General features: G+C 71.1%; 21 protein-coding genes and 1 tRNA gene. 8 read left to right on the forward strand and 14 right to left on the reverse strand.

Annotated features, from left to right (window positions below; translation table 11 throughout):
* The first annotated feature begins 63 nt into the window (after positions 1-63).
* The gene (locus IFT51_RS02290; RefSeq protein ID WP_192058711.1) at positions 64-555 is read left to right on the forward strand and encodes a GNAT family N-acetyltransferase; all 492 of its coding nucleotides are present in this window, start codon (positions 64-66) and stop codon (positions 553-555) included.
* Positions 556-603: 48 nt separating this feature from the next.
* Here the strand turns inward: IFT51_RS02290 and IFT51_RS02295 are convergent, their stop codons facing one another.
* Together IFT51_RS02295 and IFT51_RS02300 are read right to left on the reverse strand one after the other, a co-directional pair.
* On the reverse strand, positions 604-1,161 hold the full coding sequence (locus tag IFT51_RS02295; RefSeq protein WP_244636775.1) for a DUF805 domain-containing protein: 558 nt from the start codon (positions 1,159-1,161) through the stop codon (positions 604-606).
* Between the two features lie 119 nt (positions 1,162-1,280).
* Positions 1,281-1,365: transfer RNA gene (locus IFT51_RS02300), tRNA-Ser, on the reverse strand.
* A gap of 148 nt (positions 1,366-1,513) precedes the next feature.
* Here IFT51_RS02300 and IFT51_RS02305 point away from each other — a divergent pair.
* Both IFT51_RS02305 and IFT51_RS02310 read left to right on the forward strand, forming a co-directional pair.
* A complete protein-coding gene (locus tag IFT51_RS02305; RefSeq protein WP_192058713.1) occupies positions 1,514-1,885 on the forward strand; it encodes an RNA-binding S4 domain-containing protein in 372 nt (123 codons plus the stop codon).
* A gap of 173 nt (positions 1,886-2,058) precedes the next feature.
* Positions 2,059-2,676 (forward strand): hypothetical protein, encoded by a 618-nt coding sequence (locus tag IFT51_RS02310; protein WP_192058715.1) that lies wholly within the window; start codon positions 2,059-2,061, stop codon positions 2,674-2,676.
* Positions 2,677-2,698: 22 nt separating this feature from the next.
* Here IFT51_RS02310 and IFT51_RS02315 read toward each other — a convergent pair whose 3' ends face one another.
* From IFT51_RS02315 to IFT51_RS02325, 3 genes are all read right to left on the reverse strand, one after another.
* Positions 2,699-4,615, reverse strand: a complete 1,917-nt coding sequence (locus IFT51_RS02315) for a helicase HerA-like domain-containing protein (protein WP_192058717.1) — start codon at positions 4,613-4,615, stop codon at positions 2,699-2,701.
* A 99-nt stretch (positions 4,616-4,714) separates the two neighbouring features.
* Positions 4,715-5,422: a phosphatase PAP2 family protein gene (locus tag IFT51_RS02320; protein WP_192058719.1), complete on the reverse strand. Its 708-nt coding sequence runs from the start codon at positions 5,420-5,422 to the stop codon at positions 4,715-4,717.
* A 60-nt stretch (positions 5,423-5,482) separates the two neighbouring features.
* Complete coding sequence (locus IFT51_RS02325) at positions 5,483-6,727, reverse strand: multidrug effflux MFS transporter (protein WP_192058721.1); 1,245 nt, start codon at positions 6,725-6,727, stop codon at positions 5,483-5,485.
* A gap of 288 nt (positions 6,728-7,015) precedes the next feature.
* Between IFT51_RS02325 and IFT51_RS02330 the strand changes: the two genes are divergently transcribed.
* A complete protein-coding gene (locus IFT51_RS02330; protein WP_192058723.1) occupies positions 7,016-7,582 on the forward strand; it encodes a TetR/AcrR family transcriptional regulator in 567 nt (188 codons plus the stop codon).
* Here the strand turns inward: IFT51_RS02330 and IFT51_RS02335 are convergent.
* The 8 genes from IFT51_RS02335 to IFT51_RS02370 all read right to left on the reverse strand — a co-directional run bounded on the left by IFT51_RS02335 (position 7,551) and on the right by IFT51_RS02370 (position 17,932).
* Positions 7,551-8,126, reverse strand: a complete 576-nt coding sequence (locus tag IFT51_RS02335) for an MOSC domain-containing protein (RefSeq protein ID WP_192058725.1) — start codon at positions 8,124-8,126, stop codon at positions 7,551-7,553. The two genes, IFT51_RS02330 and IFT51_RS02335, sit on opposite strands and share 32 nt — an antisense overlap.
* Before the next feature lie 114 nt (positions 8,127-8,240).
* A complete protein-coding gene (locus tag IFT51_RS02340) occupies positions 8,241-9,338 on the reverse strand; it encodes a sugar-binding protein (RefSeq protein WP_192058728.1) in 1,098 nt (365 codons plus the stop codon).
* Between the two features lie 105 nt (positions 9,339-9,443).
* Positions 9,444-10,811: a multiple monosaccharide ABC transporter permease gene (gene mmsB, locus IFT51_RS02345; protein WP_243214811.1), complete on the reverse strand. Its 1,368-nt coding sequence runs from the start codon at positions 10,809-10,811 to the stop codon at positions 9,444-9,446.
* 5 nt (positions 10,812-10,816) lie between these two features.
* Positions 10,817-12,337, reverse strand: a complete 1,521-nt coding sequence (mmsA, locus tag IFT51_RS02350; protein ID WP_192059254.1) for a multiple monosaccharide ABC transporter ATP-binding protein — start codon at positions 12,335-12,337, stop codon at positions 10,817-10,819.
* Positions 12,338-12,694: 357 nt separating this feature from the next.
* Positions 12,695-13,714, reverse strand: coding sequence for a LacI family DNA-binding transcriptional regulator (locus tag IFT51_RS02355; RefSeq protein ID WP_192058732.1), 1,020 nt, complete (start codon positions 13,712-13,714; stop codon positions 12,695-12,697).
* A gap of 117 nt (positions 13,715-13,831) precedes the next feature.
* Positions 13,832-15,211 carry an MFS transporter gene (locus IFT51_RS02360; RefSeq protein ID WP_192058735.1) on the reverse strand — a complete coding sequence of 460 codons (1,380 nt, stop codon included), beginning with the start codon at positions 15,209-15,211 and terminating at the stop codon, positions 13,832-13,834.
* 154 nt (positions 15,212-15,365) lie between these two features.
* A complete protein-coding gene (locus tag IFT51_RS02365; protein ID WP_192058737.1) occupies positions 15,366-16,523 on the reverse strand; it encodes a cystathionine gamma-synthase in 1,158 nt (385 codons plus the stop codon).
* 44 nt (positions 16,524-16,567) lie between these two features.
* Entirely contained in the window at positions 16,568-17,932 is a 1,365-nt protein-coding gene (locus IFT51_RS02370) for a cystathionine beta-synthase (protein WP_192058739.1), read from the reverse strand.
* A 264-nt stretch (positions 17,933-18,196) separates the two neighbouring features.
* Here IFT51_RS02370 and IFT51_RS02375 point away from each other — a divergent pair, with 264 nt between their 5' ends.
* Both IFT51_RS02375 and IFT51_RS02380 read left to right on the forward strand, forming a co-directional pair.
* Positions 18,197-18,865 carry a DUF3105 domain-containing protein gene (locus tag IFT51_RS02375; RefSeq protein ID WP_192058741.1) on the forward strand — a complete coding sequence of 223 codons (669 nt, stop codon included), beginning with the start codon at positions 18,197-18,199 and terminating at the stop codon, positions 18,863-18,865.
* Positions 18,862-19,596 (forward strand): DUF305 domain-containing protein, encoded by a 735-nt coding sequence (locus tag IFT51_RS02380; RefSeq protein ID WP_192058744.1) that lies wholly within the window; start codon positions 18,862-18,864, stop codon positions 19,594-19,596. The genes IFT51_RS02375 and IFT51_RS02380 overlap by 4 nt, the downstream gene beginning before the upstream one ends.
* 47 nt (positions 19,597-19,643) lie before the next feature.
* Here the strand turns inward: IFT51_RS02380 and IFT51_RS02385 are convergent, their stop codons facing one another.
* Complete coding sequence (locus IFT51_RS02385; RefSeq protein WP_192059256.1) at positions 19,644-21,512, reverse strand: ABC transporter ATP-binding protein; 1,869 nt, start codon at positions 21,510-21,512, stop codon at positions 19,644-19,646.
* Between the two features lie 196 nt (positions 21,513-21,708).
* On the opposite strand from IFT51_RS02385, the gene IFT51_RS15485 reads away from it, so the two are divergent.
* Positions 21,709-23,298, forward strand: a complete 1,590-nt coding sequence (locus tag IFT51_RS15485; protein WP_192058746.1) for a LuxR C-terminal-related transcriptional regulator — start codon at positions 21,709-21,711, stop codon at positions 23,296-23,298.
* A 73-nt stretch (positions 23,299-23,371) separates the two neighbouring features.
* Positions 23,372-24,835: an amino acid permease gene (locus tag IFT51_RS02395; RefSeq protein ID WP_192058748.1), complete on the forward strand. Its 1,464-nt coding sequence runs from the start codon at positions 23,372-23,374 to the stop codon at positions 24,833-24,835.
* The last annotated feature ends 205 nt before the right edge of the window (positions 24,836-25,040 follow it).

Genomic DNA, 25,040 nt, shown 5'->3' on the forward strand with positions numbered 1-25,040 from the left:
TCGGCTCGGAGGCCGCGGTGAACGGGGGTGAACGCCCGCCGGCCGCACCCCTAGGCTCTCGCCATGGAGATACGACCTGCGACCGAATCCGACCTGCCCGGCGTGCTCGAGATCCACGCGGACGCCGTGGCGAACTCGACCGCCATCTGGACGGACGAGCCCCCGACCCTCGAGGGGCGACGCGAGTGGCTGACGAACCACTCCGAGGCGGGCCGCGCCGCGCTCGTCGCCGTCGACGGCGACCTCGTCGTGGGCTACGGCAGCTACGGCCCGTTCCACGCGAAGGAGGGCTACCGGCACACCTGCGAGAACAGCGTGTACGTCCGCCCGGGCCATCAGGGGTCGGGCATCGGGCGCAGCCTGCTCGAGACGCTCATCATCGAGGCGACCGCAGACGACCTGCACGTCATGGTCGCCCTGATCGAGGCCGAGAACGAGGCGTCGGTCGGGCTGCACCGCTCACTCGGCTTCGTCGACGCCGGCGTGCTGCGCGAGGTGGGCACGAAGTTCGGCCGCTGGCTCGATCTGCGCTACATGACCCGCGCGCTCAGCTGACCCGCGCCTCCTGAGCTGCGAGGGCGACGGAGGGCCTCCGGCGCGGCATCAGTCGCGGGGCTTGTCGAACCGGGCACCCTCGGGCTTCGGCGCGAGCAGCGTCATGACGAAGACGGCGATCGAGCCGAACGGCACGAGGTACAGGAACTGGAAGAAGCCGCTGAGCCCGACGTCGTGCAGCCGCCGTGCGGTCAGCGAGAGCGTGCCGACGAGCAGCACCAGCCACAGCACGAAGTTGAGGATGACGAGCGGGACGAAGATCGCCAGCGGCGGGTCGGAGACCGCCTGGCCCGAGGCGTCGACCGTGCTGCCGATCGAGGCGACGAGACCGGTGATCATGATGAGGACGAACGACACGACACCCTGGACGAGCGCGAACCACCAGTACTCGCTGCGACTGGCCCGACCCGAGTAGTCGAAGAACTTGCGGAAGAACCGCGACACGGCCGCGGTGAGCGGGGCGTCGTAGTAGGGGGCCCAGAGCGGCGGCGGACCCTGCATCGCCGACTCGTGCTCACCGGGCTGAGGGGCCTGATAGGCCGGCGGCTGGTCGGGCTGCGGCTCGTAGGGCTTCGGCTGGTACGGCTGCGGCTGCTCGTCGGTCATGGTGTTCCCCCCGGATCGGTGACGCTCGTGCGACAACCGTAGCGCGCCTCCTCGTCGGGGCGACGACGAGAACCCCCGGCATCCTGAGACGGATGCCGGGGGCTCTCGTGGTCGTGCGGCGGAGGATAGGGGATTCGAACCCCTGAGGGCTTGCACCCAACACGCTTTCCAAGCGTGCGCCATAGGCCACTAGGCGAATCCTCCAGGAGGCGCGGCGGATACCGGCGCGCGACCTCGATCACTCTACCGGATGCGCGCCCGACTCCGTGACGACGGGGCGGCTGCGACGCCCGCGAGCCGTCGCCCGGGGCGCCCGCACGCCCGCACGCCCGCGCCGACGTAGCATCGACGCATGGACTCCCTCGCCTCGTGCCGCGTCGACGCGTGGCTGTGGGCCGTCCGCATCGTCAAGACGCGATCCGCGGCGACGGCGGCCTGCCGCGCCGGTCACGTCCGGGTGGGCGGCGAACGCGTCAAGGCCGCCCAGACGGTGCGACCGGGCGACGAGGTGCGAGTGCGTCTCGGCGGGTTCGAGCGCATCCTCGTCGTGCGCCAGTGCCTCGTGAAGCGGGTCGGCGCGCCGGTCGCGGCCCTGGCGCTCGACGATCTGACTCCCCCGCCGCCCCCTCGCGAGGAGGTCGCCACGGTCGCCGTGCGCGATCGCGGCGCCGGTCGACCGACGAAACGCGAGCGACGCGAGCTGGAGAAGCTGCGCGACCGCTGACCGCCTCCTGCCGATCGGCGGTGATCGGCTCGGATCCGCACGGATCGGTCGGTACGGCCGGGCATCTCCCTCTATGATCGAGATTCCGACGACGCCCGCTTGGGGGCGGGCAGAAGTCGCTGTGAGGCCCTCGCGGTCGCACGGAACGGCGTCGTCGACCGAGGGGTGAGTTGATGCCGATCGTCGCGAGAGACGACTACGCCCTGTTCGTCGAGCCTCGACGCTCGGTGGCCGTCAGCGCCACGCTCACGGGCCTCGCGGCGATCGTCCCCGTCGGGGCCGCCCTCCTCTGGCTCACCTGGCCGTCCGGTCTCTGGCCGGTGGTCGTGGCTCTCGGCGTCGTCGTGATCGCCCTCGGTCTCGCCGCCTACCGGCGCTACCGCCTGTCGTTCGCCGCCCTCGACGCCGAGCACTTCGTCAAGCGCGGATGGCTCCCCGGCTCGGTGCGGGTCCGCCGCGATCGGGTCTCCGAGGTCGTGGTGGTCAGCACCTACCTCCCCAACAGCACCGACACGGTGCTGCAGCTGGTGGCCTTCGACGCCGTCGGGGTCCGGCTGTTCCGCATGCGCGGCCACTACTGGCCCGACGAGGCGATCGTCGCCGTGCGCGACGCGCTCGACGTCGCCTCCACCCTCATCGACAAGCCGATGTCGCTCCGCCAGTTCTTCCGGCGGTACCCGCACGCCCGCTACTGGTACGAGGGCCGCCCCGGGCTCACCGTGCCGGTGATCGTCGGCCTCTTCGCGCTGGCCTCGGGTGCGCTCGTGCTCGTCTACGGCACTCTCGCCTGACGCACCGCCGCGCCACCTGTGCTCAGCGGCGGCGCAGGGTGCCGAATATCCCCTTGACGACCTCGCGCACGATGGCCCTCCCGGCGCTCGATCCCAGCACGTCGCCGAGCACTCCCCCGCCGCCCTCCCGCGACGACGACCGGGTCCCCGAGGAGGTGCGGGTCGCCGATCCGCGCCCCGCCCGTCGCCCGGCCGCCGCGCGCTCGGCCCGCTCGAACTCCTTCTGCTGACGTTCGTACTCGGCCTGGGCCGCCTTCCGCTCCCGTTCGGCGGAGGCCGCGGCCTTCGCGTCGGAGCGCTCGCGCGCGGCGGCCTCCTTCAGCTGGGCGTCGATCGTCGTCTGACGAGCCGCGGCGTCGGTGCGTTCGCGGGCGTCGAGCGCGGCGGCCTCGAGCCGGCGGGCCAGCATCTCGCGGGCCGAGTCGCGGTCGATCCCGGCGCCGTAGACCGGCTGCAGCGGCGAGGCCGCCACCGACGCCCGCATCGTGTCGGCCGGTGTGGGCGACATCGATCCGCGCGGCGCCCGGAGGCGGGTCCAGGCGACCGGGCTGGGTGCCCCGCGCTCGTTCATCACGGTGACCACCGCCTCCCCGGTGGCCAGGGTCGTCAGCACCTCGGCGAGGTCGTACTCGCTCGTCGGGTAGGTCGAGACCGTGGCGCGGAGGGCCTTCGCGTCGTCGGGCGTGAACGCGCGCAGCTGGTGCTGCACCCGCGAGCCGAGCTGGGCGAGCACGTCGGCGGGGACGTCCTTCGGGGTCTGGGTGACGAAGACGATGCCGACGCCCTTCGACCGGATCAGCCGGACGGTCTGGACGATCTGCGCCGTGAAGTCCTTCGACGCGTCGGCGAAGAGCAGGTGGGCCTCGTCGAAGAAGAAGACGAGCTTGGGCACGTCGAGGTCGCCGACCTCGGGCAGGTCGTTGTAGAGGTCGGCCAGCAGCCACATCAGGAAGGTCGAGAACAGGGCCGGCCGGTCGTGCACCCCGGGCAGCTCGAGCAGGCTCACCACGCCTCGGCCGTCGGCGGTCGTCCGCAGGAACTCCGCCGTGTCGATCTCGGGCTCGCCGAAGAACGCGTCGGCCCCGCGGTCGGCGAACGTGATCAGCTCGCGGAGGATGACCCCGACGGTCTGCTTGCTCAGACCGCCGAGGCCCTCGAGCTCTCCCTCGCCCTCGTCGCTGGTCAACCAGGTGAGCACCGCCCGCAGATCGGCGAGGTCGAGCAGCGGCAGCCCCTCCTGGTCGGCGTAGTGGAAGACGAGCCCGAGGCTGGACTCCTGCGTGTCGTTGAGGCCGAGCACCTTGCCGAGCAGCAGCGAGCCGAACCCGCTGACCGTGGCACGGACGGGGACGCCCGTGCCGATGCCGCCGAGCGCGAAGTACTCGGTCGGCGTGCCCTCGGGCGACCAGTCCTGACCGATGCCCCGGGTGCGCGCCGAGAGCTTCTCGGAGGGCTCGCCCGGGGTCGCGATCCCCGAGAGGTCGCCCTTGACGTCGGCGGCGAAGACCGGCACGCCCGCGGCCGAGAGCTGCTCGGCCATCACCTGCAGCGTCTTCGTCTTGCCGGTGCCGGTCGCCCCGGCGACGAGTCCGTGCCGGGCGAGCATGCCGAGCGGGATGCGCACGGGCACGTCGGGCAGGGCGTCGCCGTTCACCAGGGCGCCGAGCTCGAGCGCGGGGCCGTCGAAGGCGTACCCGGCACGGACGGCGTCGACCGCCGACGGGGACAGGGGCCCGGTCGAGGCCGTCGTCGGGGCCGTCCCGTCGGCCGTCGCGTCCGCAGGCGGCTCGACCCGCGCCTCCTCGGCCGCCCGGGCCTCGGCGTCGGCCGCCAGCCGTTCCGCCCGCGCGAGCGCCGCCTCCGCGTCCTGCTTCGCCTTCTCGGCGGCGGCGACCGCGGCGGCGGCCTCCGCCCTGGCCTGCTCGAGTGCGTCCGTCATGGCGTCAGCCTAGGCACGCGGAGGCGCGGAGTCCGGGCGAGTGCGTCCACTGCGGTCGCACCTGCACGCCCGCCTCGGCCGGACCCGCCCGGAACGGGCTCAGGCGCGGTGCTGCCAGACCCAGCCCAGCCCCCGCACGCGCTCCTGCTCGTCGAGCAGCCGGTGCGCGACGGGCGCCCAGAGGACGACTGCCACCCCCGCCCCGATCAGCAGCCCGCCGATGGTGTCGGTCAGCCAGTGCGCGCCGAGGTACGTGCGGCTCAGCAGCATCGCGATCGTGTACAGCACGCCGGCCACCCAGACCCACACGCGGCGGAGGACCACGCCGAGCACGACGGCGAGCGTCGCGGCGTTCGCGGTGTGCCCCGAGGGGAACGAGCCGTAGTCGCTGACGACCATGATCTCGGCCGGCCGCGCCCGACCGAAGGCGTGCTTGACGATCTGCACGACGCCGGCGCTGAGCGCGCACGCCGCGATCCAGTAGACGGCCGCCCAGGGGCGTCGACGCAGCAGCAGCACGGCCATGACGCCCAGGGGCACGACGAAGACGCCGATCACCCCGGCGCCGATCACGTTGAAGACGAGCGAGGGGACGTCCCAGAACGGGTGGCGGTGCTCGACGAGCTCGCCCATGAACTCCTCGTCGATCGCGATGGCGCCCGAGCGAGCCGTGATGACGACTCCGAGCAGCAGCACGACGCCGATGGCGCCCAACGCGCTGAAGACCCACCAGCGTCGCTGGACGCGCCGGGCCACACGTTCTTCGGACGGTGACGCGGGTCTCGGGGCCAGGGGGTCGGTGCGCATCCCCAGAAGGTACCCGCACCGCGGGGGTCGGTGGCCGAGGAGGCACCCGCACCGCGGGGGTCAGTGGCCGAGCGCCGGCACCGTCCGCGGCCGCACCAGCAGCCAGAGGCTCGCGATGGCGACGCACGACGTCGCGATCATCACGCTGCCCATCGGCACCGCCGAGCCGATCCCGAGGAACCCGACCACCGGCGAGATGAGACCGGCCAGGCCGAAGTTCAAGGCGCCGAGCAGCGACGCCGCCGTGCCCGCCTCCTTGCCGTGGTTGGCCAGACCGAGCACCTGGACCTGCGGGAACGAGAACCCGCAGGCCGCGATGAAGAACCAGAGCGGCACGAGGATCCCGACGAGCCCGGCCCCCGCCGAGTCGAGCACGACGATGGCGGTGGCCGACACCAGCAGCACGATCGTCGAGCAGGCGAGGATCCACTGCGGCCCGACGCGGCGGGCGAGCCGCGAGCTGATCTGCACCCCGGCGACGATGCCGAGCGAGTTGACCGCGAAGAGATAGCCGTACTGCTGCGGGTCGAGCCCGTAGACGTTCTGGAAGAGGAACGACGAGGCCGACAGATACGAGAACAGCCCCGAGAACGTCATCGCCCCGATCAGGGCCACCCCCACGAAGATGCGATCGCTGAACAGCGCCTTGTACCGCTGCCCCAGCGTCGTGTGCCCGGCCTCGAGCCGGCGGGCCGGCGGCAGCGTCTCGACGATGAGGAAGATCGCGGCGATGATGACGAACGCGCCGTACGCCACGAGGAACACGAAGATGCCGCGCCAGCTGGTGAACCGCAGCAGCTGCGATCCGAGCACGGGGGCGACGATCGGGGCGAGCCCGTTGACCAGCGCGAGACGCGACAGCATCCTGATGAGCGGCAGTCCGCCGAACAGGTCGCGGACGGTGGCCATCGCCACGACCCCGCCGGCCGCGGCCCCCATGCCCTGCAGCACGCGGAACAGCCCGAGCAGCTCGATCGACGGGGCCGCGGCGACCCCGATGCTCGCGAGGATGTGCACGGCCGTCGCGACGATCAGGGGCAGGCGGCGACCGACCTTGTCGCTCCACGGGCCGACCAGCAGCTGACCGACTCCGAAGCCGATGGTGGTCGCCGTGAGGGTCAGCTGGATCACGCCGCTGTCGACCGCGAACTCCTCGCGCAGCTGCGGGAAGGCCGGCAGGTACAGGTCGATCGTGAACGGACCGAGGGCGGTCAGCGCGCCGAGCACGATGACGTAGACGAGGCGCTGACGGCGGGTGAGCGAGTCACCGGGGTGGACGACGGTGGTCACGGGGCTCCGAAACATGAGGACGAGGAGGGGCGGGCGAGCCCGGTGCCCGGCCGCGCCACGGTGCATCGAATCGTTTCGAGCGCACCGCGCGACGGCAGGGGCGGGAGATCACGGGAGGGTGACGGTCGATGCCGATCCACGGACGCCGTCGCTCACAAGCGTACCGCGACGACCCCGGGGCGGGACGATGCGCGAGCGGTGCCGCCACGGCGCCCGCCACCGGGTCCGCCGGGAGGACGCCAAGGTCTAGGCTCGGGTCAGTCCGGCGCGGCCGGGCCCCGCACCGCGCCACAGGAGGCCCCCATGGTCGACGCCCGAATCGTCCAGACGACCCGATCGCTGCACACGGCGATCGTCGAGCTCGCGTCGAACCAGCCCGTCTCGGGCATCACCGTCGCCGACGTGACCCGGGCCGCAGGCATCAACCGGGCCACCTTCTACAGCCACGCCACCTCGCCGGGCAGTCTTCTCGCCTCCGTGCTGACCCCCGAGCTCGACGCCATCCGCCGCGACGACGCCGAGCTGCGCGCGCGGCCGGGCGCCGACCCCGAGGCCGTGACGAGGCTCGCCGTCGAGAGGGTCGTCGACCACGTCGTGCGCTACCGCGACGTGTACCGTCTCGCACTGCCCGACCGGCTCGACGCGTCGATCCACCAGACCCTCGCCGAGCACTTCGCCACGACGTCGCTCGCCCACATCGAGGCACTGCCCGCGGGCACGGCGCCCGACGGCATCGCGCCGCACATCGCCTCGGGCTTCTTCGCGCACGCCCTCGTCGGCGCCATCGAGGCGTGGCTCGGCGGCCGCCGCACGAGCCGCCGGACGCTGCTCGACACCATCACGTCGATGATCCCGGCCTGGTGGCACTGACCGCCCCGTCGCCTTCCCCCAGCACGGCGAGCGTCGCCGGCCCGAGACGCAGCGCCCCGCTCGTCAGAGGCTCGCAGCGGATGCCGCCCCGACCGCGCAGGGCCCGGAACGCCCCCGGCGCCAGCACGACGTCCATCCATGCGCAGGGGTTGGCGGGGCGGTTCGCCCGCAGCAGCACCGGCCCATCCCCCGAGTCGAGCGAGAACGTGAGACCGGTCAGCGCATCGACGTCGACGCCGCGCAGCACGATGTTCCGCCGTGTCGCCGCGGCGTCCAAGGGCCCGGAGCCGAGGAGGCGCGCGACGGTCTCGAGGGACTCCGCCGCGAACACGGTCACCGACGCCGCCCGATGGGCGGGTCTCGCGAAGTAGCGGTCGCCGACCACGCCGAGGCCGGCCCGCAGCTCGAGCCGGTCGTGCGTCTCGACCCCGGTCGCCGGCTCGGGTCCGTCGGACGGTCGCCCGACGTAGCGGGAGCGGGGCGACGCGAGCAGCAGCTCGACCGTCACGCTCGTGACCGTGCCGACCCGCGCCTCCTCGTGCATCCGATCACGATAGCGAGTCCGGGTACGGCGAGAGCCGACCGCCCTGACGGACGATCGGCTCTCGGGTGGTGCGGTGGTGCGGTGGTGCGGTGGTGCGGTGGTGCGGTGCTGCGACTACTTGGTCAACGGGCCCAGCGTGGGGTCGTTGGCGTAGGCCTCGGCGGCGTTGTCCTTGGTGACGATCTGCGGGGGCAGGAGGTACGCGGGGACGACCTTCGAGCCGTTGTCGTACGACTCGTCGTCGTTCGTCTCGGCGGTGTCGCCCTCGGAGACCGAGGTGACCATGGCGACGGCCTGCTTGACCAGGTTGCGGGTGTCCTTGTTGATCGTCGAGTACTGCTCGCCGGCCATGATCGACTTGACGGACTCGACCTCGGAGTCCTGACCGGTGACGACGGGGACGTCCTTGCCGGCCTGCTTCACCGAGGTGATGATGGCGCGGGCGAGGGTGTCGTTCGGGCTCAGCACGCCGTCGAGCTCGGTGTCGGTGTAGGTGCTGGTCAGCAGCGAGTCCATGCGGCGCTGGGCGTTCTCGGCCTTCCAGCCGTCGGTCGCGGTCTGCTTGATCTCGGTCTGACCCGAGCCGACGACGACGGTGCCGTCGTCGATGGCCGGCTGCAGCACGCTCATGGCGCCGTCGAAGAACACGGCCGAGTTGGCGTCGTCGGACGAGCCGGAGAACAGCTCGATGTTGTACGGGCCCTCGGCCTTCTTGGCGGCCATGCCGTCGAGCAGGGCCTGGCCCTGGAGCTCGCCGACCTTGAAGTTGTCGTACGCGACGTAGTAGTCGACGTCTTCGGTGTTGAGGATCAGACGGTCGTAGGCGATCACGATCGCGCCGGCGTCGTGCGCCGCCTTGACCTGCGTGCCGAGCTGACCGCCGTCGGCCGCGCCGATGACGATGACCTTCGCACCCTTGGTGACCATCGACTGGATCTGCTCCTGCTGGTTCGCCACGGTGCCGCTGGCCGCTGCGTACTGCACGTCGGGCTCGAAGCCCGCCGCCTCGAGGTCCTCGTTGAAGAGGTCGCCGGCCAGGACCCAGTTCTCACTGGTCTTGGCAGGCAGGGCGACGCCGACGATCGAGCCCTGCTCGAAGCCGGAGGCGGCGTCGCCGGAACCGGCGTCGGTGCGGGCGGAGTTCGAGCAGCCGCTCAGGATCAGCGTCGTTGCTGCGGCGACCGCCATGGTCGCCAGCGCGATTTTGCGCATGCTGTGTCTCTTTCTCGTGAGTGAGGTGGTGCGGGTGGGCCGCCGAGCGGCGGTCCGAGGGAGGCGCGACCGGCCGTCGATGGACGGTCGCGCTGGGAAGCGGGTCTAGTTGGGGGTCGTCGAGTTCGGACGCTGCACGTCGGTCACGTCGCCGTTGGGGGTGAGGACGGGGCTCGCGGAGTCCGTCGAGGGTCCGACGCCGTTCTGCGTGCCGGCCGCGGACTGGGTGGCGGCCGGTGCCGCGACGCCGTTCTTGTCGCGGTTCAGCCCCCGGGTCAGGAAGCCCGTGATGGACGGGCGGCCCTGGCTCTTGTTGTAGACGTCGACGGCCACGGCGATCAGCAGCACGAGGCCCTTGATCATCTGCACCTTGTCGGAGCCGACGCCGAGCAGCTGGAGACCGTTGTTCAGCACGGCGATGACGAAGCCACCGACGATCGATCCGGTCACGGTGCCGATCCCGCCGGCGACGGCGGCGCCGCCGATGAAGACCGACGCGATGGCGTCGAGCTCCCAGTTCAGGCCGTCCTGCGGGCCGGAGGCCCCGGCACGGGCGACGTAGATCATGCCCGCCACGGCGGCGAGCACCGACATGTTCATCATGACCAGGAAGTTCACCCGGCGGGCGTTGACGCCCGACAGCTCGGCGGCGTGCGAGTTGCCGCCGACCGCGTAGATGTGACGACCGAAGATCGTGTTCTGGGTGATGAAGCCGTAGACCAGCACGAGCACGCCGAGGATGATGCCCGAGATCGGGAAGGACGTTCCGACCCGGCCGCCGCCGAAGAGCGTGGCCGCGTACAGGATGATCGCGACGAGCACGGCGACCTTGACGAGGCTGACCCACATCGGCGCCATGTCGGAGCCCATGGCCTGCTGCTTGCGACGCAGGCGGAACTCGCGCCAGACGACGACGGCTGCGAGGACGAGACCGAGCAGCAGGGTCGCGTTGTTGTACCCGGTGTTCGGGCCGAACTCGGGCAGGTAACCGGCGCCGATGACCGTGTAGCCCTCGGGGACGGGCAGCGTGACCGCGTTGCCGACGAACTGGTTCGCACCGCGGAAGAGCAGCATGCCCGCCAGCGTCACGATGAACGCGGGCACCCCGACGTAGGCGACCCAGAAGCCCTGCCAGGCGCCGATCGCCGCGCCGACCACCAGGCCGAAGACGATGGCGACGGGCCACGGGAAGTTCCAGGTGGTCATCGAGGTCGCGACCATGATTCCGACGAACGCGGCGACCGAGCCGACCGAGAGGTCGATGTGGCCGGCGACGATGACCATGACCATGCCGATCGCGAGGATCAGGATGTACGAGTACTGGCTGACCAGGGCGATCAGGTTGGGCGGGTCGAGGGTGAGTCCGCCCGTGAGGACCTGGAAGATCAGGATGGCGACCACCAGGGTCGCGATCATCCCGAACTGGCGGGCGTTCGACTGGTTGCCGCCGAACACCTTCTTCAGGTCTTTGATGCCACTCATGCGGCGTTCTCCTTCTTCTTGGACGTCATTGTTCTCATCAGCGTCTCGGCGTCGGCCTCGGACGCGTCGATCTCGTTCGTGACGGTGCCCTCGAAGATCGTGTAGATCCGATCCGAGAGACCGAGCAGCTCGGGCAGCTCGGACGAGATCACGATGACGCCCTTACCCTGGGCCGCGAGCTGGTTGATGATGTTGTAGATCTCGAACTTCGCGCCCACGTCGATGCCGCGGGTCGGTTCGTCGAGGATGAGGATGTCGGGGTCGGTGAACATCCACTTCGCCAGCACGACCTTCTGCTGGTTGCCGCCCGAGAGCTTCGCGACGCCCTCGTCGACGGTCGGCGTCTTCACGCGGAGGCTCTTGCGGTAGTCCTCCGCGATCGTGTGCTCCTGGTACCGGTCGACGACCGAGCCCCGCGAGATCTTCGACAGCTTCGCCGACACCGTCGAGCGCTTGATGTCGTCGAGCAGGTTGAGCCCGAGCACCTTGCGGTCTTCGGAGACGTAGGCGAGCCCGTTGTCGATCGCGTCGCGCACGTTCTTGATCTCGATCTCGCGACCGTCTTTCACGATCATGCCCGAGACGAACTGCCCGTACGAGCGTCCGAAGACGCTCATCGCGAGCTCGGTGCGACCGGCGCCCATCAGCCCGGCGAGACCGACGATCTCGCCGCGACGCACCGTGATGTTCGACCCCTTGCAGACGAAGCGCTCGGCGGTCTGCGGGTGACGCACCCACCAGTCCTTGACCTCGAAGAGCACGTCGCCGATCTTGGGGGTGCGGTCGGGGAACCGGCTCGCCAGGTTGCGGCCGACCATGCCGCGGATGATGCGGTCCTCGTTGACGCCGTCGGCCTTGACGTCGAGGGTCTCGATCGTCTTGCCGTCTCGGATGATCGTGATCGAGTCGGCGATGGCCTCGATCTCGTTGAGCTTGTGGCTGATCATGATCGACGCGATGCCGCGGCCCTTGAGCCCGCGGATGAGGTCGAGCAGGTGCTGGGAGTCCGCCTCGTTCAGCGCGGCCGTCGGCTCGTCGAGGATGAGCAGCTTGACGTTCTTGTTCAGCGCCTTGGCGATCTCGACGAGCTGCTGCTTGCCGACGCCGAGGTTCTTGATGGCGGTGTCAGGTTCGTCCTTCAGGCCGACCCGGGCGAGCAGGTCGATGGCGCGCAGCTTGGCGGTCGACCAGTCGATGGCGCCGAAGCGCGTGGGCTCGTTGCCGAGGAAGATGTTCTCGGTGATCGAGAGCTCGGGGATCAGCGCCAGCTCCTGATGGATGATCACGATGCCGGCCGACTCGCTCGACTTGATGTCGCGGAAGCGCATCTCGTCGCCCTGGTAGACGATGTCGCCGGTGTAGGTGCCGTACGGGTAGACGCCCGAGAGGACCTTCATCAGGGTCGACTTGCCAGCGCCGTTCTCGCCGCAGATCGCGTGGACCTCGCCGGCCCGGACCTGCATCGACACGGCGTCGAGGGCCTTGACGCCGGGGAACTCCTTCGTGATGCCGCGCATCTCGAGGATGATCGGGGACTCAGCCACGCGCGCCACCCCCGCGGGTTCCGCTCGTCGTGATGTGTGCACCGGGCACGCTGACCTCCACGTTTCGACTTCTCTGTCGGTCCGCCGCTCCCTGAGGGCGTGGCGGGCACTGTCTGTTCGGCGTCGGGCGGCGATCCGCACCAGAGGCTCCGGATCGTTGCGGTGACTGAATGTGACCGTTCACACCGCGACTGGAGCAAAGCTAATCCTGAGAAAGCCCCGTGTCAAACGCCGTGGCCGATCTGTTATGAAGCGGTGCCGAGCCGGTCGACGGTCGGGCCGCGGAGAGGCCGCCGAGGAGGCGCGACGACGCTCCCCGCGCCCCTCGCGTCACAGGAACCACGGCCGGTCGGTCGAGGCGCGGACGATCAGCTCGGCGGCCAGCAGGGTGCGGTCGATCACCTCGTGCCCCTCGAGTTCGCCGATGACGAGCTCGACCGCGCGACGCCCGATCAGGTCGAAGTCCTGCCGGACGGTCGTGAGCGGGGGCCACAGGTGCGCCGCCGTGGGCGCGTCGTCGAAGCCGACGACGCTGACCTCGCGGGGGACGTCCACGTCCGCCTCGCGGAAGGCGTGCAGCAGCCCGACGGCCATCAGGTCGTTCGCCGCGAACACGGCCGTGAAGTCGCGGCGGCGCAGCAGCTCCTTGCCGGCGAGGTAGCCGAAGTCCGCCGTCAGGTCGCCGAGGATGGGCGGCTCGATCGAGAGCTCCGCCTCGCCCATCTCGAACAGGAACCCCTGCATGCGCTCGTCCGCCTCGATCCAGTCCTGCGGGCCGGCGACGTGGACGATGTGGCGGTGACCGAGGTCGATGAGGTGCCGGGTGGCCAGGCGGGCGCCGGCGAACTGGTCGACCGACAGACTGTGCGCCCGGTTGCGCTGCGTCGAGTCGAGGGCGACGATCGGCACGTCGAGGTCGAGCTCGTCGATGACGTCGAAGAACTTGCGCTGCGGAGCGATGACGATGATCGCCTCGACCGCCTGACTGGTCAGCAGGTCGAGGCTCGCGCGGACGTCGTCGTCGGCTCGCGTCGTGCTGGCGATGCTCAGCCGGTAGCCGGCCGCCCTCGCCTCCGCCTCGATCGCGTTGACCATCGTCTGCGGGCCGAAGTGGACGTTCTGCAGGGTGAGCACGCCGATCGCGCGCGAACGGCTGGTCACGAGGGCCCGGGCCGCCTGGTTAGGGCGGTAGCCGACCTGTTCGATCACGTCGAGGACGCGCTGCCGTGTCGCCGGCCGGATGCTCGGACTGTCGTTGAGGACTCGGGAGACGGTCTGATACGAGACGCCGGCCAGAGCGGCGACGTCGCGGATGTTGGGAGCACGCACCTTGTCGATGTCAGGCTTCACCGTGGCTCCGTCGCTCTGTCACGAGCGGTGTGACCGTACACATCGCTGTCTGCAGACCATTATGCAGTTCTGCGGGCCGCGTCTCGACCACGGGACGACGACGGCAGGAGGCGCGGTTCACGTCCGTCGAGGCACCGCGCGCCCGCTGAGCACCAGCGCCAGCAGCGCCACGGTCGAGCCGATCGCGAAGCAGGCGGCGAACGCGTACGGGCTCGACGCCCCGCCGAGCAGGCCGAAAGCGCCGCCGGCCACGGCGAGCGCCACGGCCGAGCCCGCCGAGTCGGAGATCGTCAGGGCGGAGCTGTTGAAGCCCCGGTCGGACCCGGTCGACAGCGCCAGCGTCAGCACCGAGAACCGCGGGTACATGAAGCCCATGCCGAACCCGGCGAGGGTCCAGGTGGCGATGAGCGCACCCGGCGCGAGACCGAGGAGCGGGGTGAGCGTGGCGACCACGAGTCCGCCGAGCACGAGCACGATGCCGATGCGGATGCCCGTCCGCTGCGGGACCCGCTCGCCGAGGCGCCCCTGACTCCAGCTCGCGAGGGCCCAGCCGAGCGCCCCCGCCGTCAGAGCGGTGCCCGACGCGGACGAGCTGAAGCCGTAGCGATCCTGGAGGAGGTAGGGGATGTAGACCTCGCTGGCGAGGAACGCCGCCCCGACGAGACCGCGGAGGAGCACCAGGGTCGGGAGACCGGCGCGAGCACGCAGGGTGCCGGGTGGCAGCAGCGGACGCAGGGCGATCGCGAGGGCGGCCACGGCGGCGACGACCACGGCCACCGCGACGGCCGGCTCGAACTCGTCGACGAGGTTCAGCGCCAGGACCCCGAGTGCGGCGCCCGCCGCCCAGAGGATCCGTCGCGGACTCCAGGGCACGGCGCCCCCGCCGTCGGCGCGGTCGGGCGGCGGGACCCGTCGGAGGCTCGGCAGGATCATCACGAAGGCGGGCACGGCCAGCACGACCGCCCCGACGAAGACCCAGTGCCAGCTGAGGCTCTCGGCGACGAGACCGGCGATCAGCGGGCCCACGAGCGCCGGGACGACCCAGGCGGCGGCGAACCCCGCGAAGATCGACGGGTGCAGAGCCGGCGGGTAGAGCCGCGCGACCATGACGTAGAGGCCGACGATCACCGCGCCCGACCCGAGCCCCTGCACGAGTCGCCCGAACAGGAAGACCGTCATGTCGGGGGCCGCGCCCACGACGAGCAGACCGACCGCGAAGAGCAGCATCGACGCGATGACGACGACACGGGGGCCGCTCCGGTCGGCCCAGTTGCCGGCGACCACCATGCCGACCAGACCGGTCGCGAGCGGTGCCGCGAAGCTGAGCGAGTACAGGCTCTCGCCGTCGAGGTCGGCGCTGACGATCGGCATGATCGTCGTGACGGCGAGCGACTCGAACGCGGCGATTCCGATCAGCGCGCACATGCCGAGCGTCGCCAGCAGATACCGCCGGCTGAGGACCCCCTCGGGGCGGGTGCTCAGTGCGACGTCGGACATCCCCCCACCCTAGGCCGCGCCTCCCTCGCTCTCCGCCCCTCCGCGTCGAGGAGTCACGACTCGCCGTGGCGCGGGAGAACGGCGCGGCATGTCGCGACTCTTCGACGGAGAGACGGAGGAGGAGGAAGCGCGGAGTCGAGGAGGCGCAGGTCGACTAGTCGGACGTGGCCCGGTCGAGCGCCTGCAGCACGTCGGCGAGCAGGTCGTCGACGTCCTCGATGCCGACCGAGAGACGGACGACGGTCTCGGGGACCTCGAGCTCGGTGCCGCGCACCGACGCGTGCGTCATCTCGGTCGGGTAGCCGATCAGCGACTCGACGCCGCCGAGGGACTCCGCCAGCTGGAAGAGCTCGGTCGACTCGGCGAAGCGACGTGCGACGGACGGCCCGGCGGCCAGCGAGACGGAGATCATGCCGCCGAAGGCCCTCATCTGGCGTGCCGCGATGTCGTGCCCGGGGTGCGAGGCGAGACCCGGGTAGTAGACGCGGTCGACGGCGGCGTGCCCCTCGAGCGCGTCCGCGATGGTCGCGGCGTTCGACGAGTGACGGTCGACGCGGACTCCGAGGGTCTTGATGCCGCGGACGGTCAGCCAGGCCTCCATCGGAGCCGACACCGCGCCCGCGCCGAACTGCAGGAAACCGATCTTGTCGGCGAGCGCCTCGTCGTCGACGACGACCGCTCCCCCGACGACGTCGGAGTGACCGCCGATGTACTTCGTCGTCGAGTGCACGACGGCGTCGGCCCCGAGCGACAGGGGCTGCTGCAGGTAGGGCGACGCGAAGGTGTTGTCGACGACGACGAGGGCGCCCGCCGCGTGGCCGATCTCGGCGAGCGCCGTGACGTCGCTGATCTTCATCAGCGGGTTGCTGGGGGTCTCGACCCAGAGCACGGCGGTCTCGCCGGGGCGCACCGCGGCGCGCACGGCGTCGAGGTCGGTCATCTCGACGGTCTCGAGCACGACACCCCACGGCACGTGCAGCCGGTTCACCAGGCGGTGGGTGCCGCCGTAGACGTCGTTGCCCATGACGATGCGCGAACCGGGGCGCAGGACGGACCGCAGCAGCGCGTCCTCAGCCGCGAGACCCGAGGCGAAGCTGAACGCGTGGCTGCCGCCCTCGAGGTCGGCGAGCAGGGTCTGCAGCGAGTCGCGGGTCGGGTTGGCCGACCGGGCGTACTCGTACCCGCCCCGGAACCCGCCGATGCCGTCTTGCACGAACGTCGACGACTGGTAGATGGGCGGGACGACGGCACCGGTGGTGGGGTCGAAGTCCTGACCGCTGTGGATGGCGCGGGTGGAGAAGCCGTGGGTCATGCGGGTGTCCTTTCGAAGGGGACTGCGATGCGGAGGTGCCTGGATCAGGCGGAGACGAAGGCGAGCACGTCGTGGCGGGTGATGACGCCCACCGGCTTGCCGTCGTCGGTGACGAGCAGCGCGTCGGTCGACTCGAGGGCGGTGCGCGCGGCGGTGACCGACTCGTTGATGCCGATCAGCGGCAGGGGCTCGCCGACGAACGGCGCGAGGGCGTCGCCCATCGTCGCTCCCCCGGCGAAGAGCGCCTCGAGCAGGGACTTCCCTTCGATCGCGCCCACCACCTCGCCGATCACGACGGGGGGCTCGGCCGAGAGCACCGGCATCTGCGAGACGCCGTAGGTGGTCATGATGCCGATCACGTCGTGGACGGTGTCGCTCGGGTGGGCGTGGACCAGCTCGGGCAGCGAACCGGTCTTCGACGCGAGCAGGTCGCGCACCGTGCGCTCGTCGGTGCTGTCCGAGAAGCCGTACGAGCGCATCCACGCGTCGTTGAAGATCTTGCCCAGGTAGCCGCGGCCGCTGTCGGGCAGCAGCACGACGACGACGTCGTCCGGTCCGAGCTCGCGGGCGACGTCGAGGGCTGCGGCCACGGCCAACCCGGACGAACCGCCGACGAGCAGCCCCTCCTCGCGGGCGAGGCGCCGGGTCAGCTCGAACGACCGTGCGTCGGAGGCGGCGATGATGCGGTCGACGACGCTCGGATCGTACGCGCTCGGCCAGAAGTCCTCGCCGACGCCCTCGAGCAGGTAGGGACGCCCGGTGCCGCCGCTGTAGACGCTGCCCTCGGGATCGGCCCCGACGATCTGCACCGCGCCTCCTGAGATCTCCTTGAGGTAGCGCCCGGTGCCGCTGATGGTGCCGCCGGTGCCGACGCCGGCGACGAAGTGCGTGATGCGCCCGTCGGTGTCGCGCCAGATCTCGGGCCCGGTCGTCTCGTAGTGGCTGAGCGGGCCGTTCGGGTTGGCGTACTGGTTCGGCTTGAAGGCCCCGGGGATCTCCCGGGCGAGGCGGTCGGAGACGCTGTAGTACGACTCGGGGCTGGTGGGCTCGACGGCGGTCGGGGTGACGACGATCTCGGCGCCGTAGGCCTTGAGCACGTTCCGCTTGTCTTCGCCGACCTTGTCGGGCAGCACGAAGACGCAGCGGTAGCCCCGCTGCTGCGCGACGAGGGCGAGCCCGACGCCCGTGTTCCCGCTCGTGGGCTCGACGATGGTGCCGCCGGGCTTCAGCAGACCCTCGCGCTCGGCGGCGTCGATGATGCGGGTGGCGATGCGGTCCTTCGACGAGCCGCCGGGGTTCAGGTACTCGACCTTGACCAGCACGGTCGCCGTGATGCCCTCGGTCACCTTGTTGAGCTTGACGAGCGGGGTGTCGCCCACCAGGTCGAGGACGGTCTCGGCGTACTTCACGAAGGCTCCGGTTCTCCGCCTCCGTCGTGGGGTGCGGATTCGAGGTGACGGGCTCGGGTCGCGCCGGTGGCGACCAGGCGTCGAGTCTATCGAGGCGCCCTGCGACTGTTACGGGGCGAGACCCGCCGGGTCTCGGGCGACGGGTGTCGGACGCACGGACGGTGCAGACACTGCACGCTGTGACCTTCCTTTCAGCGTCGGGTGTCCGAGAATGGGACGGCTACGCCGATGTCACATCGGCCCCTTCTCACGACAGGACCTCACATGGCCAACGGCAACAACGACAAGCCCTCGGTCAAGCAGCAGCGCGACGCGCGGCGTCAGGAGAAGGTCGCCGCGCTCAAGAAGCAGCAGGAGAGGGCGAAGCGCAACCGCCTGATCGGCATCGTGACCGGCTCCGTCGCCGGTCTGGCCGTGATCGGCATCGTCGTCGCCTTCGTCGTCACCAGCGGGCAGCCGCGCGAGAACCCGCGCGACATCGTCGTCGAGGGGGCCCAGACCTTCTCCGACCTCACCGCGAACCACGTCACCGGCCCGGTCGACTACGCCCAGACCCCTCCGGCGGGCGGCGACCACAACCAGATCTGGCTGAACTGCGGCGTCTACACCGAGCCGGTGCCCAACGAGAACGCCGTCCACGACCTCGAGCACGGCGCCGTCTGGTTCACCTACGACCCCGCTCAGGTGAGCGAGGCCGAGATCGAGGAGCTCCGCGACTTCGCCCCCAGCACCTACGCCGTCGTCTCGCCCTACGAGGGCCTCGACTCCCCCATGTACGTCTCCGCGTGGGGCGCGCAGCTGCCGTTCGCCAACGTGACCGACGACGAGGAGGCCGTCTCCGACTTCGTCACCAAGTACTGGAAGTCCGGCGACGCCCCCGAGCCCGGCGCCCCCTGCACCGGCGGTGTCGACGGAGCAGGCAAGATCGCGTGACCGACGCCGACCGTGGCGGTACCGGGGCCGGCGTCGTCGACCCGACCCGTGCCTCCCGGGGTCGCCGCATCCGGTTCGTGGTCGCCGCGGCCCTCAGCATCGCCCTCGTGCTGCTGATCGGCATCGCCGTCGGTCGGCTCAGCTCGCCGAACCCGGTCACGCCCGGCACCGAGAGCGTCGAAGCGGGCTTCTCGCGCGACATGCAGGTGCACCACGAGCAGGCCGTGCGGATGGCCATGATCGTCCGCGACCGCACCGACGACCCGGCGACCCGCTCGATGGCCTACGACATGGCGCTGACGCAGTCGCAGCAGGCCGGGCAGATGTTCGCCTGGCTCGAGCTCTGGGGGGTGCCGCAGGCCCCCTCCGAACCGACCATGACCTGGATGTCGCGGCCGACCCTCGACGGTTCGTACGGCGACCACGAGCACACCCCGTCCGGAGGCGCGGGCGGCTCGGCCACGCCGGTCGCCACCCACGAACCCGGCGGTCCGATGCCGGGGCTCGCCACCGACGAGCAGCTCGCCGCGCTCGAGGCGGCCAGCGGCGTCGAGGCCGAGCGCATGTTCCTGACCCTGATGATCGCCCACCACCGCGGCGGGGTCGAGATGGCCGACGCCGTGCTCGCCCGCAGTGAGAACCGTCAGGTGCGGGTCTTCGCCACCGGCATGGTGCAGAGCCAGGAGAGCGAGATCGACGCGATGGAGGACATGCTCGCCGAACGCGAGTAGGCCGGCGCCCAGCCGAGGGGCGCTCCGCGACGGGGCCGCCGCAGAGCTCAGCCGGTCGTGACCTGCTGCCCGTAGAGCTCCGCGTACACGCCGCCCAGGGCGACCAGTTCGTCGTGCGTGCCCCGCTCGACCACGCGCCCGGCGTCGACGACGAAGATCACGTCGGCGGCCCGCACGGTCGAGAGCCGATGCGCGATGGCGATCGTGGTGCGGCCGCGGGCGGCGGTGTCGAGCGCCTCCTGCACGACGCGCTCCGAGACCGTGTCGAGCGCGCTGGTGGCCTCGTCGAGCACGAGCACCGCAGGGTCCTTCAAGAGCACCCGGGCGATTGCGATGCGCTGCTTCTCGCCGCCCGACAGCCGATAGCCGCGCTCGCCGACGACCGTGTCGTAGCCCTCGGGGAACGACGCCACGGTGTCGTGGATGTTCGCCCGCCGGGCCGCGTCGACGATCTGCTCGTCGGTGGCGTCGGGCCGGGCGTACCGGAGGTTGTCGGCGATGGTCGCGTGGAAGAGGTACGTCTCCTGGCTGACGATGCCGATGTGCTCGACGAGGGACTCCTGGCGCAGCTCGCGGACGTCCGTCCCGGCGAACCGCACCGCGCCTCCGGAGACCTCGTAGAACCGCGGGATCAGATACGACACCGTCGTCTTGCCGGCCCCGCTCGGTCCGACGAACGCGGCGAACTGACCCGGCGCGATGTCGAACGAGACCCCGTCGAGGGTCCGCTGGCCGGGCTCGGCGTCGGGGTACGAGAACGACACGTCGTCGAACTCGACCCGGCCGAGACGCGACTCGTCGACGGTGCGCGCCGAGGGGTCGTCGTCGATCGCCGGGTGCAGGTCGAGGTACTCGAAGATGCGCGCGAAGAGCGCGCCGGACGTCTGCAGGTCGAGGGCGACCCGCAGCAGCCCCATGAGGGGGAACGTCAACCGCGCCTGCACCGTCGTGAAGGCGACGATCGTGCCCGCCGTCACCGGCACGTCGCGGAGGATCAGCCAGGCCGCCACGAGGTAGATGACCGCGGGGATCACCGACAGGAAGATCTGCACGACCGCGAAGAACCACTGCCCGCTCATCTGCTGGCGCACCTGCAGACCGATCTGGGTCCGGTTCTCGGCCGAGTAGCGCTCGATCTCGGCCCTCTGCTGGTTGAAGCTCTTCGCCAGCAGGATCCCGCTGACGCTGAGCGCCTCCTGCGTGATGGCGGTCATGTCGCTCAGCGACTCCTGCGTCTGCGTGGCGATGCGCGCCCGCACCTGGCCGACCCGGCGCTGGGCGACCACCAGCAGAGGGAGCAGGATCACCGTCACGACGGTCATCTGCCAGCTGAGCACGAGCATCGAGACGAAGGCCGCGATGACGGTGACGGTGTTGCCGAGCACGCTCGAGATCGTGTTGCTGAGGACGTTCGCGACTCCGCCGACGTCGTTCTGCAGCCGCGACTGGATGACACCGGTCTTGGTGCGGGTGAAGAACGCCAGCTCCATGTTCTGCAGGTGACCGAACAGCCGGATCCGCAGCGCCCCCATCACCTTGTTGCCGACCGTCGCGGTCAGGAAGGTCTGCCAGACGCCGATGCCCGCCGACAGCACCCAGAGTCCGATCATCGCCCCGACGAGCTCGAGCAGCACCGGCACGTCCGGGCCACCGCTCGGGAACAGCCCGCGGTCGAAGGCCTGCTTCGTGAGCAAGGGCGGCAGCACGCTGATCGCGGCCCCGATGAACACGAGCACGACGGTGACGACCAGAGCCCGCTTGTGCGGCCCGAACAGCCCGCGGATGCGTCGCAGCAGATGCGGCACCCGGGGGGCCTCGGCGTTGGCCGCCTTCTGCGCCCGGGCGTCGCCGCTCGAGACGCGACCGGGGCGCGTCCCGCCGCCGCGCATCCCGCCGCCCGAGGCGACGGAGTCCATCCTGCTCATCCGCCAACGGTACGCCGAAGACCATCGGGGTACACGTTCGGCCCCCATTTCAGGGCGCTTACGACCAATTGATCGATGGAGCGGAGATGTCACCTTAGTATGAGCGCGACGGATGGACGACCACCATCCCGACGCCGTAGTCCTCGTACCCGACCGAGGAACCCCGATACGGCAGAGGTTAGGACCCGTGAACACGCCTGACGATACGGCCGCCGACTACCCGAGCGCCGAGATGCAGCCCGCCGACCACCGGGCTGCCCTCGACGCGATCGAACGCGCCTGGACGAGCATCGCGCCCCTGCAGGGGGCCCGACTGCGCGAAGCCATCCGTTCGACGCCCGAAGACGAGTGGCGGGGCCGCCCGCGCATCCTGCTGGCCCTCGCCGCCAGCCACCGCTCCGTCGGCTCGCGCTCGCGCAGCGCCGCGCTGCCCTGGTTCCGAGGGGTCGCCAAGGCCATCGACGCCGATCCGACGATGTCGCTGGAGGTGCGGGCCGGCTACCACATCCATCTCGCCGCCGCGCTGCGGTCGCTCGGCAACCTCGTCGTCGCCCACGAGCACCTCGAGGTGGCTCGCACCCTGATCGAGAACGACACGACCGAGTCCATCAGCACGCGCATCTCGCTCAGCGCCTCGTTCTCGCTGCAGCTCGGACTGATCCGCGTCCACTACGGCGAGTACGACCAGGCCCAGTTCGCCCTCGGCCTCGCCGGCGGCCTCGCCGTCGAGCACCTGAGCCTCGCCGCGCGCGTCGAGTGCCTCTCGGCCCTGGCGTACGTCGCGATGCTGCTGGGCGACTTCCGCCTCGCCGACGAGCACCTCGAGGCGGCCGAGGCGCTGGCCGAGGGCACAGAGCTGATGTCGAGCGTCTTCGCCGCGCTCGCGCAGATCACCCGGCTGCAGCTCGCGCTCGAACGCGGTGAGCCCGGCGTCGCCGCCCCCGTCGAGTCCGTCCGGCTCGCCACCCGCGGCAGCGACTGGGAGGCGCACGGCTGGTTCGCCGAGGCCCACGCCTGCCTCGTCGAGCGCCGCTACATCGAGGTGCTGGACCTGCTGGCCCGGATCACCCGGCTGGTCGACGCCTTCACCGGCACGTCGACGCTGCCGGCCGCCATCGCGTCGCTGCGGTCGGAGACGATGCGCTGCCTCGGTCAACCGCAGGAGGCGCGGCGTCTCGCGGCCCCGCTCGTCCCGACCCCGAGACACATCCAGTGCCCGGCCCGCGTGCTCGCGCTCGTGCACCTCGCGGCCGGCGAACCGGAGGCCGCGCTCGACGCCCTCGAGCCCTGTCTGGTGCTCGGCGACCTCCACAGCGACCGCACGATGCCGCACGTGCACGCCATCGTCGCCGCCGCGCACCTGGCCCTCGGCGAGACGGCCCGGGCCGACATCGCGTTCGACCGGTCGCTCCTGGCCGCCGGGCGCAACGAGTCGGTGTGGATGTTCTCGACCCTCGGGGACGACGTGCTGCGGCACCTGCTCGAGCGGGCCTCGCACCGCGAGCAGTCGCAGCCGATCCGGGCGAGCCTGGAGCGCCTCCTCGGCTCGTCGGTCGACGCGACACCTCGCCTCGACGAGCCCCTCAGCGACCGCGAGCTCGTGATCGTGCGCCACCTGGCCACCGGGCAGACGCTCGGCCAGATCGGCAGTCAGCTGTTCATCTCGGTCAACACCGTCAAGAGCCATGTGCGGAGCATCTACCGGAAGCTCCAGGCGTCGTCCCGTCGCGAGGCGATGACGAGGGTCCGCGAGCTCGGTCTGCACATCGACGACTGACCTTCCCCCTCGGAGGGCGCGGAGGGCGTGATGCGACGCCGAGGGCGCTGCGGGTGCCTGGTAGCCTCTCGCGGTGCCCAGAGACACCGCCTCGCCCTCCGCCCGCCTCTCGCTCGCCGCCCAGCTGCGGCAGCGCAAGCCCCTCGAGGCGTTCGCCGCCGAGAGCGACGCGAGCGCCGCGGCGGCCACGGACTCCGCAGGTCGTACGCGTCTCCGGAGGTCGCTCGGCGTGTGGCACCTGACCGCGATCAGCATCGGGGCGACGCTCGGCACCGGGATCCTCGTCGTGCTCGGCACGGCCGTGCCCCTCGCCGGGCCCGCCGTCTGGATCGCCTTCGTGCTCGCGGGCGTCGCGGCCCTGCTGTCGGCGCTGTCGTACGCCGAGATGGCCGGCAGCGTGCCCGTCTCGGGGTCGAGCTACAGCTACGCCTACGCGACGCTCGGCGAGGGCCTCGCCTGGGTCTGCGGCTGGTGCCTCGTGCTCGAGTACGCCGTGTCGGTCGCCGCGGTGGCGGTCGGCGCCGGTCAGTACGTGAACGAGGCCCTCGGCGTGTTCGGCCTCGCACTCCCCGACGCGATCGCCGAGCCCCCGGGCGCCGGCGGGGTCGTCAACCTGCCCGCGGCCCTGCTCGTCATCGTCGCGATGCTCGTGCTCGTGCCGGGCGCCCGCGAGGGGGCCTGGGTCAACACCGTGCTCGTGGTCGTCAAGATCGGGCTGCTGGTGTTCTTCGTGGCGGTCGCCTTCACGGCCTTCAGCGCGGGCAACTTCGAACCCCTCGCCCCGATGGGCGCCGCAGGCGTCTCGGCCGCGGCGTCGCGGTTGTTCTTCTCGTACATCGGCTTCGACGCGGCGTCGACGGCCGGCGAGGAGGCGCGCGACCCGAAGAGGGACCTCCCGCGGGCGATCATCGCCTCGATCGTGATCATCACCGTGCTGTACATCCTCGTCGCGGTGGCCGCCATCGGCGCCCGCCCGTGGGAGACCTTCACCGACGGCGAGGCGTCGCTCGTCGCGATCGTGGCCGAGATCACCGGTCAGCCGTGGGTCGCGTTCGTGTTCGCCGTCGCCGCCGTGCTGGCCATCGCGAGCGTCGTCCTCACCGTGCTCTACGGCCAGACCCGCATCTTCGTGTCGATGTCGCGCGACGGACTCGTGCCGAGGGTGCTCGGTCGCATCTCGCCCCGCACGCAGACGCCCGTCGCCGGCACGCTGATCGTCGGCGGCGCGGTCGCCCTCGCGGCGGCGCTGGTGCCCCTCGGCGCCCTCGCCGACGCCACGAGCATCGGCACCCTGTTCGCCTTCGCCCTCGTCAACGTCTCGGTGATCTGGCTGCGCCGCAACCGGCCCGAGCTCGACCGGACCTTCCGCGTGCCGCTCTACCCCGTCGTCCCGGTGCTCGGCTGCGCCTTCTGCGTGCTGCTGATGGTGACGCTCGGCTGGATCACCTGGCTCGCGTTCGGCGTCTGGATGCTCGTCGGCGCGGCGGTGTACCTCGGGTACGGTCGCCGGCACTCGGTGCTCGCCCGCGCCTCCTGACGGCCCGTTCCGGTTCGGAGGGTCGCCGTCACTCGGTGCTCGCGTGCGCTTTTCGAGGGCACGATCCGGTTCGGCGGGTTCCTGTCACTCGGTGCTCGCGTGCGTTTTCCGAGGGCACGGTCCGGTTCGGCGGGTCGCCGTCATCGGCGGCGGGTCAGCGCTGACNGGGGCGCGACGGCGAAAGGCGCCACCCCGGAGGGTGACG

Source organism: Frigoribacterium sp. CFBP 13712 (genome assembly GCF_014842255.1).
Lineage (GTDB): Bacteria > Actinomycetota > Actinomycetes > Actinomycetales > Microbacteriaceae > Frigoribacterium.

What these genes read in the sequence shown, in the direction of transcription:
- IFT51_RS02290 (WP_192058711.1), top strand. Translation starts at nt 64, where the DNA reads ATGGAGATACGACCTGCGACCGAATCCGACCTGCCCGGCGTGCTCGAG.
- IFT51_RS02295 (WP_244636775.1), bottom strand. Translation starts at nt 1,161, where the DNA reads ATGACCGACGAGCAGCCGCAGCCGTACCAGCCGAAGCCCTACGAGCCG.
- IFT51_RS02305 (WP_192058713.1), top strand. Translation starts at nt 1,514, where the DNA reads ATGGACTCCCTCGCCTCGTGCCGCGTCGACGCGTGGCTGTGGGCCGTC.
- IFT51_RS02310 (WP_192058715.1), top strand. Translation starts at nt 2,059, where the DNA reads ATGCCGATCGTCGCGAGAGACGACTACGCCCTGTTCGTCGAGCCTCGA.
- IFT51_RS02315 (WP_192058717.1), bottom strand. Translation starts at nt 4,615, where the DNA reads ATGACGGACGCACTCGAGCAGGCCAGGGCGGAGGCCGCCGCCGCGGTC.
- IFT51_RS02320 (WP_192058719.1), bottom strand. Translation starts at nt 5,422, where the DNA reads ATGCGCACCGACCCCCTGGCCCCGAGACCCGCGTCACCGTCCGAAGAA.
- IFT51_RS02325 (WP_192058721.1), bottom strand. Translation starts at nt 6,727, where the DNA reads ATGTTTCGGAGCCCCGTGACCACCGTCGTCCACCCCGGTGACTCGCTC.
- IFT51_RS02330 (WP_192058723.1), top strand. Translation starts at nt 7,016, where the DNA reads ATGGTCGACGCCCGAATCGTCCAGACGACCCGATCGCTGCACACGGCG.
- IFT51_RS02335 (WP_192058725.1), bottom strand. Translation starts at nt 8,126, where the DNA reads ATGCACGAGGAGGCGCGGGTCGGCACGGTCACGAGCGTGACGGTCGAG.
- IFT51_RS02340 (WP_192058728.1), bottom strand. Translation starts at nt 9,338, where the DNA reads ATGCGCAAAATCGCGCTGGCGACCATGGCGGTCGCCGCAGCAACGACG.
- mmsA (WP_192059254.1), bottom strand. Translation starts at nt 12,337, where the DNA reads ATGCGCGGCATCACGAAGGAGTTCCCCGGCGTCAAGGCCCTCGACGCC.
- IFT51_RS02360 (WP_192058735.1), bottom strand. Translation starts at nt 15,211, where the DNA reads ATGTCCGACGTCGCACTGAGCACCCGCCCCGAGGGGGTCCTCAGCCGG.
- IFT51_RS02365 (WP_192058737.1), bottom strand. Translation starts at nt 16,523, where the DNA reads ATGACCCACGGCTTCTCCACCCGCGCCATCCACAGCGGTCAGGACTTC.
- IFT51_RS02375 (WP_192058741.1), top strand. Translation starts at nt 18,197, where the DNA reads ATGGCCAACGGCAACAACGACAAGCCCTCGGTCAAGCAGCAGCGCGAC.
- IFT51_RS02385 (WP_192059256.1), bottom strand. Translation starts at nt 21,512, where the DNA reads ATGGACTCCGTCGCCTCGGGCGGCGGGATGCGCGGCGGCGGGACGCGC.